Annotated in this window: 15 protein-coding genes; 12 read left to right on the forward strand and 3 right to left on the reverse strand. The window is 74.4% G+C overall.

The window, feature by feature from the left end; genetic code table 11:
• Positions 1-23: 23 nt before the first annotated feature.
• From WIS52_RS05800 to WIS52_RS05810, 3 genes are all read left to right on the forward strand, one after another.
• The gene (locus tag WIS52_RS05800) at positions 24-785 is read left to right on the forward strand and encodes an alpha/beta fold hydrolase (RefSeq protein ID WP_349297066.1); all 762 of its coding nucleotides are present in this window, start codon (positions 24-26) and stop codon (positions 783-785) included.
• Positions 786-931: 146 nt separating this feature from the next.
• The gene (locus WIS52_RS05805; protein WP_349297067.1) at positions 932-1,393 is read left to right on the forward strand and encodes a hypothetical protein; all 462 of its coding nucleotides are present in this window, start codon (positions 932-934) and stop codon (positions 1,391-1,393) included.
• Between the two features lie 5 nt (positions 1,394-1,398).
• Entirely contained in the window at positions 1,399-1,752 is a 354-nt protein-coding gene (locus WIS52_RS05810; RefSeq protein ID WP_349297068.1) for a hypothetical protein, read from the forward strand.
• A gap of 4 nt (positions 1,753-1,756) precedes the next feature.
• On the opposite strand, the gene WIS52_RS05815 is transcribed toward WIS52_RS05810, so the two are convergent.
• Positions 1,757-2,185 (reverse strand): TIGR03668 family PPOX class F420-dependent oxidoreductase, encoded by a 429-nt coding sequence (locus WIS52_RS05815; RefSeq protein ID WP_349297069.1) that lies wholly within the window; start codon positions 2,183-2,185, stop codon positions 1,757-1,759.
• Positions 2,186-2,265: 80 nt separating this feature from the next.
• Here WIS52_RS05815 and WIS52_RS05820 point away from each other — a divergent pair, with 80 nt between their 5' ends.
• The 4 genes from WIS52_RS05820 to WIS52_RS05835 are packed head-to-tail and all read left to right on the forward strand — an operon-like array spanning position 2,266 to position 4,702.
• Positions 2,266-3,252, forward strand: a complete 987-nt coding sequence (locus WIS52_RS05820) for a pirin family protein (protein ID WP_349297070.1) — start codon at positions 2,266-2,268, stop codon at positions 3,250-3,252.
• Between the two features lie 5 nt (positions 3,253-3,257).
• Positions 3,258-3,809, forward strand: coding sequence for a GNAT family N-acetyltransferase (locus WIS52_RS05825; protein WP_349297071.1), 552 nt, complete (start codon positions 3,258-3,260; stop codon positions 3,807-3,809).
• A gap of 60 nt (positions 3,810-3,869) precedes the next feature.
• Positions 3,870-4,220: an ArsR/SmtB family transcription factor gene (locus tag WIS52_RS05830; protein ID WP_349297072.1), complete on the forward strand. Its 351-nt coding sequence runs from the start codon at positions 3,870-3,872 to the stop codon at positions 4,218-4,220.
• On the forward strand, positions 4,217-4,702 hold the full coding sequence (locus WIS52_RS05835; RefSeq protein WP_349297073.1) for an SRPBCC family protein: 486 nt from the start codon (positions 4,217-4,219) through the stop codon (positions 4,700-4,702). The genes WIS52_RS05830 and WIS52_RS05835 overlap by 4 nt, the downstream gene beginning before the upstream one ends.
• Here WIS52_RS05835 and WIS52_RS05840 read toward each other — a convergent pair.
• The gene (locus WIS52_RS05840) at positions 4,688-6,715 is read right to left on the reverse strand and encodes an ATP-dependent Clp protease ATP-binding subunit (protein WP_349297074.1); all 2,028 of its coding nucleotides are present in this window, start codon (positions 6,713-6,715) and stop codon (positions 4,688-4,690) included. The genes WIS52_RS05835 and WIS52_RS05840 overlap by 15 nt on opposite strands.
• A 115-nt stretch (positions 6,716-6,830) precedes the next feature.
• Here WIS52_RS05840 and WIS52_RS05845 point away from each other — a divergent pair, with 115 nt between their 5' ends.
• A complete protein-coding gene (locus tag WIS52_RS05845; protein WP_349297075.1) occupies positions 6,831-9,926 on the forward strand; it encodes a DEAD/DEAH box helicase in 3,096 nt (1,031 codons plus the stop codon).
• A complete protein-coding gene (locus WIS52_RS05850; RefSeq protein WP_349297076.1) occupies positions 9,919-10,737 on the forward strand; it encodes an SWIM zinc finger family protein in 819 nt (272 codons plus the stop codon). Before WIS52_RS05845 ends, WIS52_RS05850 begins: the two co-directional genes overlap by 8 nt.
• A 141-nt stretch (positions 10,738-10,878) precedes the next feature.
• On the opposite strand, the gene WIS52_RS05855 is transcribed toward WIS52_RS05850, so the two are convergent.
• Entirely contained in the window at positions 10,879-11,211 is a 333-nt protein-coding gene (locus WIS52_RS05855; RefSeq protein WP_349297077.1) for a DUF3817 domain-containing protein, read from the reverse strand.
• A gap of 186 nt (positions 11,212-11,397) precedes the next feature.
• Between WIS52_RS05855 and WIS52_RS05860 the strand changes: the two genes are divergently transcribed.
• The 3 genes from WIS52_RS05860 to WIS52_RS05870 all read left to right on the forward strand — a co-directional run bounded on the left by WIS52_RS05860 (position 11,398) and on the right by WIS52_RS05870 (position 13,647).
• Positions 11,398-11,988, forward strand: a complete 591-nt coding sequence (locus WIS52_RS05860) for a TIGR03086 family metal-binding protein (protein WP_349297078.1) — start codon at positions 11,398-11,400, stop codon at positions 11,986-11,988.
• A gap of 164 nt (positions 11,989-12,152) precedes the next feature.
• Positions 12,153-13,070: a TIGR03854 family LLM class F420-dependent oxidoreductase gene (locus tag WIS52_RS05865; RefSeq protein WP_349297079.1), complete on the forward strand. Its 918-nt coding sequence runs from the start codon at positions 12,153-12,155 to the stop codon at positions 13,068-13,070.
• A gap of 85 nt (positions 13,071-13,155) precedes the next feature.
• Positions 13,156-13,647 (forward strand): DUF309 domain-containing protein, encoded by a 492-nt coding sequence (locus tag WIS52_RS05870; protein WP_349297080.1) that lies wholly within the window; start codon positions 13,156-13,158, stop codon positions 13,645-13,647.
• Positions 13,648-13,808 lie beyond the last annotated feature (161 nt).

The following is a 13,808-nucleotide window of genomic DNA, read 5'->3' on the forward strand; positions in this document are numbered from 1 at the left end:
CGCTCGGACTACGATCACCACCCGTGCCCGCGACGACGCTGATCGAGCTCGACGGCCTGCGCCACGAGTACGACGAGGTGCCCGGCTCCGACGACCGTGCGCCGCTGCTCTTCCTGCACGAGGGCCTCGGCTCGGTCGGCCTGTGGCGCGGTTTCCACCGCCGGATCGCCGCGGCGACCGGGCGCCGGACCGTCGCCTACTCCCGGCTCGGGCACGGCCGCTCGGACCGGCCGGCGGGTCCGCGGACGCCGTCGTTCCTGGCCGAGGAGGCCGCCGTCGTCGTGCCGGCGCTGTGCGCGGCCCTCGGCCTCGACCGCCCGATCCTGGTCGGGCACTCCGACGGCGGCACGATCGCGCTGCTCGCCGCGGCCCGGCTCGACGTCACCGCCGTAGTCGCACTCGCCCCGCACGTGCTGGTGGAGCCGTTCGCGCTGACCGAGATCCGGGCGGCCCGTACCGCGTTCGAGTCGGGCGACCTGCGGACCCGGATGGCGCGGCACCACGACGACCCGGACGCGGCCTTCCGGGGATGGAATGACATGTGGCTGGCTCCGGACTTCCGCGACTGGGATGTCCGCGACTCCCTGTCCGGCATCACCGCCCCGGTGCTGGGGATCCAGGGCGACGACGACCCGTACGGCAGCATCGTGCACCTGCGCGAGGTCGCGGACCGGGCCGCCGGACCGGTGACGATCACCGAGCTCGGGTGCGGGCACTCGCCGCACCTGGAGCTGCCCGACGACACCGCGGACGCGATCACCGGGTTCCTCGCCGGCCTCCCCTGACACCCGCACCTCCCAGCGCGCGGCCATGCCCCGAGCGTCGCGCCCCGACCGGGTGATCGCCTGCTCTCATCCGCCGGGACCCGGTTCGCGAGCCTCCGGGGAGCCTGAGCCTTGCGACCAGTTCTGAATAAGTTCAGAATCAACTGATGACGACCGAGGTGCAGTGGAGCGAGCTGCAGCGCGATCCCAAGGGGGTCGCCGCTCTCGCCGATCAGGGCGACGTGCGGGTGCGTCGGCGCGACGGGGTGCCGCTGCTGCTCGTGCGCGAGGAGACCGCCGAGTCCGCGTCCGTCGGGGCGCTGAGCGCCGCCCGGGCTCTGCGCAACGCGCTGGCGCACCTTCAAGCCGACGAGGGCGTCGCGGTGTTGGTCGAGGAGTTTCCCTGGGTCGACGTCCTTCCCGACGACGACCGCCGCCGATTCGCCGCCGAGTTCGTGCGCGCGGTCTCGGCCTCGGCCGAACTCGGACGCTGGTCCCTGCTCGCCCAGGTGGTCCAGGAGTGGAAGGCGACCGCGACGGTCCACGCCGACCCCGCGTTGGCCGCGGAGCTCAGCCGTCCGCTCGACGCCGCCGACCACGGGCCGGTTCCCGCCCCGGAAGGCGCCTGAACCCGGTGCCGGCCAAGCGTGGGGACCGCGTCGCACCACCGGCCGGTCCGGGCGGTTGGGAAGCCCGCTTCGCGACCAGCGAGGCCGCCAAGGGCTGGGAGGAGCTGTGCCGTACCGCCCGCCCGAACACGTGGGAGGCCTGGGTCGTACTGACCGAGCGACCCACCGCGCCGCACAACTCGGCCCGTCAGCAGCGTCTCCGCGGTCGACTCGCGTCGCGCACGATCAGCGGCCGCGAGCTCGAGCAGTGGCAGTACGAGGTCACCGCCGGCGGTCGGATCTGGTACTGCCCGGATCCCGATCGACGCATCGTGTGGGTGGTCGCCGCCGGCACCGGTCATCCGAAGATCACCGAGTGAGCGCTCACCCCGCCGTCCACCCCGTCCACCGCGCCGGCGTCAGCACCAGCACCGGCCCGTCCGGCGGGCTCGCCCGGTAGGGCGGGTACTTCACCACGAGCGCCGCGACCGCCCGCTCCCAGAGCTCACCCCCGTCGTGCACGACCACCGTGCCATCCACCCGCACCCACCACAGCCGCGACCAGTCGTCGTCGTAGTGGTCGGCCAGTAGCCCGACCCGCGGGTCGGCCTCGATGTCGCGCAGCCGGGCCAGCCGGGTGTGCCGTTTCGGCTTGACCCGATCCACAGCGGACACGATCAGCCCGTCGACCAGGGCGAAGGTGATCGGCACCAGCCGCGGGGTGCCGTCAGCCTGCCGGATGGTGGCGAGCCGGGCGACCGGGACGGAGCCCAGCAGGTCGCGGGCGGCGGCGTCGGAGGAGAGCGCGGGCACCCCTCGAGTCTGGAGCCGGCGGAACATCCCCGCTACCGTGATGGTTGAGCGTGCAACCAACTACCCACGTGGAGGACCCCATGCCCGCCGTCACCGTCGCCGACACCAGCACGCTCCCCCGCGTCCCCGCACCCGGCCCCACCGACGTCGACCGCGGGGTCCGCACGGTGACCACCGCGCCGAAGGGCTACGAGGGCGAGGGCTTCCCGGTGCGCCGCGCGTTCGCGGGCGTCGACCTCTCCGATCTCGACCCGTTCCTGCACATGGACCAGCTCGGCGAGGTCGAGTACGCGCCCGGCGAGCCGAAGGGCACCCCGTGGCACCCGCACCGCGGGTTCGAGACCGTCACCTCCATCCTCGACGGCACCTTCGAGCACGGCGACTCGCACGGCGGCGGCGGGACGATCACCGACGGCGACACCCAGTGGATGACGGCCGGGTCGGGCCTGCTGCACATCGAGCGCCCGCCGGAGGCGCTGGTGCGCAGCGGCGGGCTGTTCCACGGCCTGCAGCTGTGGGTGAACCTGCCGCGCAAGGACAAGTGGCTGCCGCCGCGCTACCAGGACCTGCGCGGCGGGGAGTCCGCGCTGGCCGCGTCGCCGGACGGGGGCGCGCTGGTGCGGGTGATCGCCGGCGACGTCGCGGGCGTGTCCGGACCGGGCGCGACGCACACCCCGATGGCGATGGTGCACGCGACGGTCTCGCCCGGCGCCGAGCTGCACCTGCCCTGGCCGCGCGAGTTCAACGCGCTGGTCTACGTGCTCTCCGGCGCCGGGACCGTCGGCACCGACCGGCGCCCGATCTCGACCGGGCAGCTCGCGCTGTTCGGCGGTGGCGACGCGATCACCGTGGGAGGCAATGTCTCCCAGGAGTCCCGCCACCCCGCGCTGGACGTCGTCGTGCTCGGCGGGCTGCCGATCCGCGAGCCGGTCGCGTGGGCCGGACCGTTCGTGATGAACACCGAGGACGAGGTGCGGCAGGCGTTCTCCGACTACCAGCGCGGCAAGCTGGGCGTGATCCCGTCCGACTACGTGCCGCACGGCTCGCTGCCGTCGTCGTTCCGCTGAACCCGATGGGTCAGGTGACGCTGGAGACGGAACGGCTGCGGCTCGTCCCGCTGGCCGAGGAGCACCTGGAGCACGCGGTCGAGCTCGACTCCGACCCCGAGGTCATGCGCTACCTGACCGGGCGCCCGACGCCGCGCGCGCAGGCCGAGAAGGACCACCGCCGGCGGCTCACCTCCGCCCGCGACGGCCTGGGCCACTGGGCCGGCATCTCGGACGGGGAGTTCGTCGGCTGGTGGCTGCTGCGGCCCGCGAAGACCGAGCCGGTCGAGGACGAGGCAGAGCTCGGCTACCGGCTGCGGCGCCGGTTCTGGCGCCGCGGCCTGGGCAGCGAGGGCTCCCGCGCACTGCTCCGGCACGGCTTCGCCGACCTCGGCCTGCGCCGGATCTTCGCGACGACGATGGCGGTCAACACCGCGTCCCGGGCGACGATGACCGCGGTCGGGCTGCGCCACGAGCGCACGTTCCACCCGGTGTTCGACGACCCGCTGCCCGGTATCGAGCACGGCGAGGTCGAGTACGCACTGACCCGGGACCAGTTCATTCAACTCAACAGTTGAGTAAACGCGCGTCCTCCGCTATCGTCATGTTCAACCGATAGGTTGAGCAAGGAGGACGACGTGGAGGACCGGCTCTCGAAGGTGTTCGCCGCCCTGGCGGACCCGACCCGGCGCGACATGGTGGCCCGGCTGGCCACCGCCGACGCGACGGTGAACGAGCTCGCCGAGCCCTACGACGTGTCCGTCCAGGCGGTCTCCAAGCACATCCGGGTGCTGACCGACGCCGGGCTGGTCCGGCGCAGCCGGGAGGCCCAGCGGCGTCCGGTGCATCTCGACGCGGAGGTGTTCGACCTGATGACGGCCTGGATCGAGCGGTACCGGCGGCACGCCGAGGAGCGCTACCGGCGCCTCGACGACCTGCTCGCCGCGGAGAGCGACGACACCGGCGACGGCGAAGGAGCAGCATCATGAGCACGACGACCCGTGAGACCACCATCGAGGCCGACGAGACCCTGCCGATCATCCGGATCACCCGCGAGTTCGACGCCCCGCCGGAGCGGGTCTTCGCCGCGCACGTCGACCCGGACGACGTCGTGCGCTGGCTCGGCCCGCACGGCTACACCATGACCCTGCAGCGCTGGGACGCCGAGACCGGCGGCGGCTACCGCTACACCCACGTCTCCCCCGACGGCGGCGAGTACCGCTTCTTCGGCTCGTTCCACGAGGTCCGCCCGGCCGAGCGGATCGTGCAGACCTTCACCTTCGAGGGCTTCGGGGACAGCGTCGCCCTGGAGACGATGACCCTCACGGCACTCGACGGCGGCCGGACCCGGATCACCGGGACGTCACTGTTCGACTCGGTGGCCGCCCGGGACGCGATGCTCGCCTCCGGGATGGAGACCGGCGTCGTCGAGGGCTACGAGCGGCTCGACGCGCTGCTACTCGACGCGTAGGTCGAGCTCGCCGTCGGAGACCGCGAGGCGCACGGTCCCGCCCGGTCGCAGGTCCCCGGACAGCAGCAGCCGGGACAGCCGGCGCTCCACCTCGCGCCCGATGGTGCGGCGCAGCGGGCGGGCGCCGTGCTCGGGCCGGTGCGCGTGGCTGCTGAGCAGATCGACGGCGTCGTCGCCGGCGCGCAGCGTCACGCCCTGCGCGCGCAGCCGCTCCCCGGTCTCGGCCAGCATCATCCCGGTGATCCGGCGCAGCTCGGGCCGGCTGAGCGGCGCGAACAGCACGACCTCGTCGATCCGGTTCAGGAACTCCGGCCGGAAGTGCGAGCGGGCCAGGGTCAGCATCGGCTCGCGGACGTCGTCGAGCGGGGTCCCTGCCGTCACCGCGAGCAGCAACTGCTCCGACCCCAGGTTGCTCGTCATGATCACGATGGTGTGCCGGAAGTCGACGGTGCGGCCCCGCGAGTCGGTCAGCCGGCCGGCGTCGAGCACGCCGAGCAGGGTCGAGGTGACCTCGACGTGGGCCTTCTCGATCTCGTCGAGCAGCAGCACGCAGTAAGGGGTGCGGCGCACCGCCTCGGTGAGCCGGCCGCCGTCGTCGTGGCCGACGTAGCCGGGCGGCGCGCCGATCAGCCGGGTCACCGAGGCGCGGTCGGTGTACTCGCTCATGTCCAGGCGCACGATCCGGTCCGGTGAACCGAACAGCGCCTCGGCCAGCGCGCGGGCCAGCTCGGTCTTGCCCACCCCGCTGGGCCCGAGGAACAGGAACGACCCGACCGGCCGGTCCGGGTGGCCGAGCCCCGCCCGGCCGGCGCGGACGGCGTCGGCGACGGCCTCGACCGCCTCGTCCTGGCCGACGACGCGGGTGTGCAGGTGCTCCTCCAGGGCCAGCAGCCGGTCCCGCTCGTCGGTGCCGAGCCGGGCCAGCGGGATGCCGGTACGCCGCGACACCACCTCGGCGACGTCGTCGGCGGTGATCTCCGGACGGGTGCCGCTGGGCCGCGCCTCCTTCTCCAGCCGCTCCAGCTCGCGGGTCAGCATCGCGGCCCGCTCGAAGTCCTCGGAGTCGACGGCGACCTCGCGGGCCCGGCGCAGCTCCTCGGTCCGGTGATCGGCCCCGTCCGACGGCGAGCGCATCCCGGCCCGGGCCGCGGCCCGGTCGACCAGGTCGATCGCCTTGTCCGGCAGGAAACGGTCCGGGACGTAGCGCGCGGACAGCGCGACGGCGGCGTCCAGCGCGCCGTCGGTGAGCCGGACGCCGTGGTGGGTCTCGTAGCGCTCGCGCAGCCCCTGCAGGATCGCGACGGTCTGCGGCTCGGTCGGCTCGGGCACCGGTACCGGCTCGAACCGCCGTTCCAGGGCCGCGTCGCGCTCGATGTAGCGGCGGTGGTCCTCGGTGGTGGTCGCCCCGATCAGCCGCAGCGTGCCGCGGGCCAGCGCGGGCTTGAGGATCGCCCCGGCGTCCATCGCGCCGCCGTCGGCGGCGCCACCGGCGCCGATCACCAGGTGCAGCTCGTCGACGAACACCACGATCCGGCCCTCGGCCGCGACCACCTCGTCGATGACGGCGGTGAGCCGCTCCTCGAACTCGCCGCGGTACTTGGTGCCGGCCACCATTCCGGCCAGGTCCAGCGCGATCACCCGCACCCCGCGCAGCGGCGCCGGCACGTCACCGGCGGCCACCCGGGCGGCGATCCCCTCGGCGATCGCGGTCTTGCCCACGCCCGGCTCCCCGACCAGCACGGGATTGTTCTTGGTCCGCCGGCCGAGCACCTCGGTCGCGGCGTCGATCTCGGCCTCCCGGCCGATCACCGGGTCCAGCCGTCCGCCGACGGCGTCGGCGGTGAGGTCGCGCCCGAACCGGTCCAGCCCGCGGGTGCCGCGGCTGCCCGGCGGGCGCTGGTCGGTGTCGGTGCCGCCGCCGAAGGCGCCGTCGAGGTCCCCCAGGTTCTCGAACAGCCGGCCGATCAGCGGTTCCAGCGGGCCGAGCGCGTCGCGGAACGGGTCCTGGGACATGGGGCCTCCTCTTCGGGCGGGAGCACCGCCTGCACCGCTCCAGTGTCCGGCCGATCGGAGGTCCCGCGCCACCGCACCGGGATTCCTGTCGGGGGTCGCCTCTAGCGTGGGGGGCGTGCTGGTCGTCCATGCTCTCCACTCCCCCGGCCGCGGCGTGCTGCTCTGGGCCGAGGACGGCGACCGCTCCGCGCGCAGCTCCCGCACGTCGGTGCGCACGGCGCGGCCGCACCCGTTCGCCGTGCCGTCGGACGAGCTGGCGGCGGTGCACCCGGGCCGCAACGCGTCGGCGACGGTCCTGCTGCCGTCCTACCCGAGCGGCCCGCAGGACTCCCCCGGCCTGGTCCGGGCGACGGCCCGGGCGCGCACCCGCAGCACCCCGTCGCTGACGCCGTGGACCGTGCCCGCCGTGCTGGTCGACTCGTCCGAGCTGACCGACCCCTCACCCGACGTGCGCTACGGCGCGGGCTTCCTCCATCTGGCCGAGCTCAGACGCTTCGCCGAGGAGCTGGCGGCCCGCGGGCGGGTACTGCCGGTGCTGACCACCCAGGCAGGACGGCCGACGGCCCGCTGGCGCCCGGTCGTCCAGGGGCTGGACGCGGTGGCCCGGGCCGACCTGGTCCGCCGGCTGCCACCTGTGGCCCGGTCCGAGCAGCGCCGGCCCGGGGACGTGAGCGGCGCCGATCCCGGCGAGCTGGTCGACGCCGCACTGCTGCGGTTCACCGACGCCGCGGTCCGGGAACGGCTCGGCCGCTCCCCCACGATGCCGGTCCCGCCGCCCGCCCGGCCGGACACGACGGCGTCGTTGCTGCACGCGCTCAGCGGCCCGGACCCGCGGATCCCCGCCGGTGACGGGGTCGGCCCCCTGCGCTCGGCGCTCGCCGAGTGGGACGGCGTGGGCCGCGAGGAGCCCGGTGCCGGGACGGCGCTGTTCCGGCTCGCCGAGGTCTCCACGCTGCACGACCCGGCAGACCCGGGCCCGGACCTCGAGGACCAGACCGGCGACGGCACCCGCTGGGAGCTGCAGTTCGCCCTGCAGTCGACCGAGGACCCCAGCCTGCAGTTCGACGCCGGCGACGTCTGGGACGGGATGGCCGAGGATCTGGTCGCCGGGGCGCAGGACGTGCTGCTCGCCGAGCTCGGCCGGGCCGCCGAGGCACTCCCGGGGCTGGTACCGGCGTTGCGCCGGGCGCGCCCGGAGTACCTCGAACTCGACATCGACGGTGCGCACCGGTTCCTCACCCGGGACGCGGGCGCCCTGCTGGCCGCCGGGTTCGGGGTCGCGCTGCCCCGCGGCTGGGACGGCACCCGCGCGCTCGGGCTGCGGCTGTCGTCGTCCGCCACGCCCGCGCCCGGCGCGGTCACCCGCGGCGGTCTCGGCCGCGACGAGCTGGCGCAGTTCCGCTGGACGCTGGCCGTCGGGGACGACGAGCTGGGCGAGGAGGAGATCAGCGCGCTGGTGGCGGCCAAGGCGCCGCTGGTGCGGCTGCGCGGGCGCTGGGTCGCGGTCGACGCCGACGCGCTGGCCAAGGGCCTGGACTTCCTGCGCCGCTCGGCCGGCCGCGCCCCGACCGTGCACGACGTGCTGGCCGCCGCGCGCGGGGACGTCGACGCCCCGCTGCCGGTCACCGGGGTGCAGGCCCGCGGGCGGCTCGGGGAGCTGCTCGCCGGGACCGTGGACCGCGAGCTCGAACCGCTGCCGGACCCGCCGGGGTTCACCGCGACGCTGCGTCCCTACCAGGAACGCGGGCTGGCGTGGCTGGCGTTCCTGTCCTCGCTCGGGCTGGGCGCCTGCCTGGCCGACGACATGGGGCTGGGCAAGACGGTGCAGCTGCTGGCGCTGGAGGCGCACGACCGGGGCGGGGCGGACCCGGCCGCCGCTCCGACGCTGATCGTCTGCCCGATGTCGATGGTGGGCACCTGGCAGCGCGAGGCCGAGCGGTTCGCGCCCGCGCTGCGGGTGCACGCCCACCACGGCGCGTCCCGCCCGCGCGGCGACGCGCTGCACTCCCGGCTCGGCGAGGCCGACCTGGTCGTCACCACCTACGCGACCGCCACCCGGGACGCCGAGGACCTGCGGCAGTGGCGGTTCCACCGGCTCGTCCTGGACGAGGCCCAGATGATCAAGAACTCGGCGGCCGCGGCGTCGAGGACGATGCGCTCGTTCGACGCCGCGCACCGGATCGCGCTCACCGGTACCCCGATGGAGAACCGGCTCGCCGAGCTGTGGTCGGTGATGGACTTCCTCAACCCGGGCATCCTCGGGGTGCCGGAGGTGTTCCGGCAGAAGTTCTCGGTGCCGATCGAGCGGCACGGCGACGCGGGCTCGGCCCGCACGCTGCGCCGGATCACCCGGCCCTACCTGCTGCGCCGGGTCAAGACCGACCCCGAGGTGATCGACGACCTGCCGGCGAAGATCGAGATGGTGGCCGACCACCGGCTCACCCGGGAGCAGGCCTCGCTGTACCGGACCGTGGTCGACGACATGATGGAGAAGATCGAGGGCAGCGACGGCATCGAGCGCCGCGGCAACGTGCTGGCGGCGATGAGCAAGCTCAAGCAGATCTGCAACCACCCCGCGCAGCTGCTGCACGACGGCTCGCCGATCCACCGGGCCGGCGGCCGGCACCGCTCCGGCAAGGTCGAGCGGCTCGAGGAGATCCTGGAGGGCGTGCTCGCCGCCGGGGACAAGGCGCTGCTGTTCACCCAGTACACCGAGTTCGCGGGCATGCTGCGCCCGCACCTGTCGGCCCGGTTCGACACCGAGGTGCTCTACCTGCACGGCGGCACCCCGAAGAAGCGGCGCGACGAGATGGTGGCCCGCTTCCAGGCCCCGGACGGCCCGTCGGTGTTCGTGCTCTCCCTCAAGGCCGGCGGGACCGGGCTGACCCTCACCGCGGCCAACCACGTGATCCACCTGGACCGCTGGTGGAACCCGGCGGTCGAGGACCAGGCGACCGACCGGGCGTTCCGGATCGGGCAGAAGCGCTCGGTGCAGGTCCGCAAGTTCGTCTGCCCGGGCACCGTCGAGGAGCGGATCGACACGCTGATCGCGTCGAAGCGGTCGCTGTCGGACATGGTCGTCACCGACGGCGAGGACTGGCTGACGTCGCTGTCCACCGCGGAGCTGCGCGAGGTGTTCGCGCTCGGGTCGGACGCGGTCGCGGATCCCGAGAACGACGACACGGGGGACGAGGGGGACGGCGATGAGTGACCGGCCGTTCTGGGCGCACGAGGACTTCACCGGTGGCCGCCCGATCCGCGTCGAGGGCGGCGGCATCAAGATCCATTCCACGAAGGGGGCGGTGGCCCGCCAATGGTGGTCGTCCCGGTTCCTGGCCGTGCTGGAGCAGCAAGGGATCGGCGGACGGCTGAGCCGCGGGAAGAACTATGCCCGCTCCGGGCAGATCGTGTCGCTGGACTTCGATGCGGGGGCGGCCGTCGCGCTGGTGCAGGGTACCCGGCCGGCGCCCTACCGGGTCCGGATCGGGATGCGAGTCTGGGACAAGCAGGAGTGGGCCCGCATCGAGCAGGCACTCGCCGCCGACGCCTGGTACGCCGCCGCGCTGCTCGCCGGGACGGTGCCGCCGGAGATCGAGGAGCTACTCGGCGGCCTGGGGCTCTCGCTCTTCCCGGCGGGCGGCTCGGACCTCTCGCTGGACTGCTCGTGCCCGGACCGGACGGTGCCGTGCAAGCACCTCGCCGCGGTCTTCTACCTGATCGCGGAGCAGTTCGACTCCGACCCGTTCGTCCTGCTGGAGCTGCGGGGCCGAGAGAAGGACACCCTGCTGACGCGGGTGCGGGAGGAACGCGACCGCGCGGCCGGGGCGTCCGGGTCGGGACCCGCGGCCCTGGGCGACCTGATCGACACCTTCTGGGAGACCCCGGAGGCCGGCCCACCGACGCCCCGCCCGCCGGACACCGAGCCCGACGCGGTCCTCGACCAGGTCCCGGAACCGTCGATGCGGGGGCTGACCGACGCACTGCGCCCGATCTACCGCGCGCTGGCCGACCCCGAGCAGTAGCGGCGGCGGGAACGAGGAGGGCCCGGCCGCTGTGGTCGGGCGGCCGGGCCCTCGTTTCCCGAACTGACGCGCCGCTCCCACCACGAAGCGACATCGAGGAAATTAGCCAAGGCTTACCTCAGTGTCAAGCGGTGGGGCGCATCAGCTCGCGAGCTGCCCGGCCCGGGTGACGTCGAGGCGCCCGGTGCGCGCGACGTGCCGCTCGAACCAGATCGTGGTCAGCGGCGGGATGCTCGCCAGCAGACCGATCACGGTGGTGCGCAGGTCCCAGCGGAACACCCGCGCGGTCCACAGCGTGACGAGGCAGTAGACGACGAACAGCGCGCCGTGGATCGGGCCGAACACCTGCACCCCGACCTCGGAGGTGCCCAGCACCCACTTGACGAACATGCCGACCAGCAGGCCGGTCCACGACACGGCCTCGGCGATCGCGACGACCCGGAAGATCCTGGCCACGAGAGTGGGGGCGGACATGGGAGTACGGCCTCCGGTGCGGGGAGCGGGTGGTCGGTGCCCACTCTGCCGTATCGGTCCGGCGAACTTCTACCGGGTGTCGAAATGGGAGTGGGTGCGCCGCACCGATGAGTCGGGTGGTGCCCGGTGGTCGTCCCTCCCGTACCCCGCCCGTCCGCCGGCGGGCCCGAACCCTCGGAGGCAGCCGTGCCCACGACGACGATCGACCTCTCCCCCACCGCCCGCGCCGTGTCCGCGGTGGTCACCGGCATCCGGGACGACCAGCTGGGCGACCCGACCCCGTGCCCGGAGATGTCCGTCGCGGCCCTGCTCGACCACCTGCACGGTCTCGCGTGGGCGTTCCGCGTGGCGGCGGAGAAGTCCCCGGAGGCGTCCTCGGCCGCACCGCACGCCCGCGCCGAGGACCTGGCTCCGGACTGGCGCACCGCGATCCCGGAGCGGCTCGACACGTTGGCCGTCGCCTGGCAGCAGCCGTCCGCGTGGACCGGGCAGACCGAGGCCGGCGGGATGACGATGCCCGCCGACGTCGCCGGCACCGTCGCCCTGGACGAGCTGGTGCTGCACGGCTGGGACCTCGCCGTCGCCACCGGGCAGGAGTTCACCCCCGACGGCGAGGCGGTGGGCGTGGTGCTCGGCTTCACCGAGTCGATGTCGGTCCCCGGCCAGGAGACGTCCCGGGAGGGCCTGTTCGGGCCGGTCGTCGCGGTACGGGCCGACGCCCCGACGTTCGACCGGGCGCTCGGGTTCAGCGGCCGCGATCCGCACTGGACGCCCTGAGCCCGCGCTCCGCAGCCGGTGATCACCGGTTCGGTTCCGGCCGGTGCCGTCGGTGACACCGATCGGAACCCGGACGACGACCACGCAGCGCCCAGCAGGGTCCATCAGCCCTGTGATCGTTCCGACCAGTGACCTCTGTGTGACCGGCAGGTAGCGTGGCGTGAGTGGTCCACTCCCCGCACGGCAAGGTCCGGATCGGCGTCGGACTGGTGGGGGCACGCAGCCTCCCCGAGCTGGGCACCGAGTTCGACGAGCTCCTCGACGCCCTCGACACGTCCGCGGTGGACTCGCTCTGGCTCGCCGACATCGTCACGAAGTCCGTGGTGGACCCGACGGTCGGGAGCACGTGGGCGGCCGCACGCACCCGCCGGATCAAGGTCGGCACCGGCGTCACCGTGTTGCCCGGACGCAACCCGATGCTGCTGGCCGCCGAGCTGGCGACCCTCGCCGTGCTCGCCCCGAAGCGGATCCTGCCGGTCTTCGGGCTCCGGGCGGCGGTCCCGGCGGACCGCCAGTACTACCCGGTCCCCGGGCACATCGCCGCCGTGTTCGAGGAGTCCCTCACCGTCCTGCGCCGGCTGCTGACCGAGGACTCGGTCACCCATCACGGCGAGTTCTTCACCCTCGACGACGCCTCGGTCGTCCCGCGCCCGGACCGGCCGCTGGACCTGTGGCTCGGCGGTCGCGCACCGGCCGGACTGCGCCGGGCCGGCCGGTTCGGCGACGGCTGGCTGGCCAGCTTCCTCACCCCCGCCGAGACCGCGCACGCCCGGACCGTCATCGAGGCCGCGGCCCGCGACGCCGGCCGCACGATCGACGACGACCACTACGGCACCAACGTCTGGGTCGCACCGCCCGGAGCCGACCCGGACGCGGCCCTGCGCGTCGCGACGCTCCAGCGTCCCGACGCCGACCCGCGGGACCTGATCGGGATCGGCTGGGAGCACACCGCGGAGCTGATCCGCCGCTACGTCGACGGCGGGCTGACCAAGTTCGTCGTGCGGCCGACCGAGCCGGTCGCGGACTGGGCCGGGTTCCTGGACCAGTTCAGCACCGAGCTGGGGCCGCTGGAGTCCGGCTGAGTTCCGTCGAGGGCGCTCGCACGATCACCGGCGACCGGCCGCCGGGGCGGCGCCTCCCGGCCGGGTTTGGCAGGGTCTGCAGACCATGACCCGCTCCCGTGACCGCGACGAGCGCGGGCGCGCCCGCAATGCCCGCCCCCGCGACGCCGCCGGGCGCCCGCTCCCCCGTGGCGCCGCCGGCGTCGCCCGCGTCCCCGAGGATCTGGTGCTGACGCCCGACCAGGCGGTCACCGAGGCCCAGCGCCTGCTCGACGACGGCATGCCCTTCGGGGCGCACGAGGTCCTCGAAGGGGCGTGGAAGGACGCCGGCGACGACACCCGCGAGCTCTGGCGGGCGCTGGCCCAGCTGGCCGTCGGGCTGACCCACGCCCAGCGCGGCAACGCCCGTGGCGCGGTCTCGCTGCTGCGCCGGGGGGCGGACGGGATCGCGCACTGGCGGGTGGACGGGGTCCCGGTCCCCGCCGGCCTGGACCTCGACGCCGCGGCCGCGCACGCTGAGGCGCTCGCCGACGACGTCGAACGGGACGGCCCCGCCGCCGCGACTCCCGGACGCCTCCGCCCCCGGCTGCGCGGCTGACCCCGGGGTCGCACGCCGAGATACGGCTCAGCGGGCCGCAGAGATCGAGAACTCCCGCTGAGACGTATCTCGGCGGTACGACGACCGCGCCCGGGCGGCGGTGGGTCGCGCCGCCGGCGTCCGCCCCGGACCCGTGATCCGTCGGCATCGCCTGCGCGACA

The sequence above is a fragment of the Pseudonocardia nematodicida genome (assembly GCF_040105385.1).
Classification (GTDB): Bacteria; Actinomycetota; Actinomycetes; order Mycobacteriales; family Pseudonocardiaceae; genus Pseudonocardia; species Pseudonocardia nematodicida.

Coding starts and splice junctions, on each gene's coding strand:
- WIS52_RS05805 (WP_349297067.1), top strand. CDS start 932: ATGACGACCGAGGTGCAGTGGAGCGAGCTGCAGCGCGATCCCAAGGGG.
- WIS52_RS05835 (WP_349297073.1), top strand. CDS start 4,217: ATGAGCACGACGACCCGTGAGACCACCATCGAGGCCGACGAGACCCTG.
- WIS52_RS05850 (WP_349297076.1), top strand. CDS start 9,919: ATGAGTGACCGGCCGTTCTGGGCGCACGAGGACTTCACCGGTGGCCGC.
- WIS52_RS05825 (WP_349297071.1), top strand. CDS start 3,258: ATGGGTCAGGTGACGCTGGAGACGGAACGGCTGCGGCTCGTCCCGCTG.
- WIS52_RS05820 (WP_349297070.1), top strand. CDS start 2,266: ATGCCCGCCGTCACCGTCGCCGACACCAGCACGCTCCCCCGCGTCCCC.
- WIS52_RS05840 (WP_349297074.1), bottom strand. CDS start 6,715: ATGTCCCAGGACCCGTTCCGCGACGCGCTCGGCCCGCTGGAACCGCTG.
- WIS52_RS05855 (WP_349297077.1), bottom strand. CDS start 11,211: ATGTCCGCCCCCACTCTCGTGGCCAGGATCTTCCGGGTCGTCGCGATC.
- WIS52_RS05870 (WP_349297080.1), top strand. CDS start 13,156: ATGACCCGCTCCCGTGACCGCGACGAGCGCGGGCGCGCCCGCAATGCC.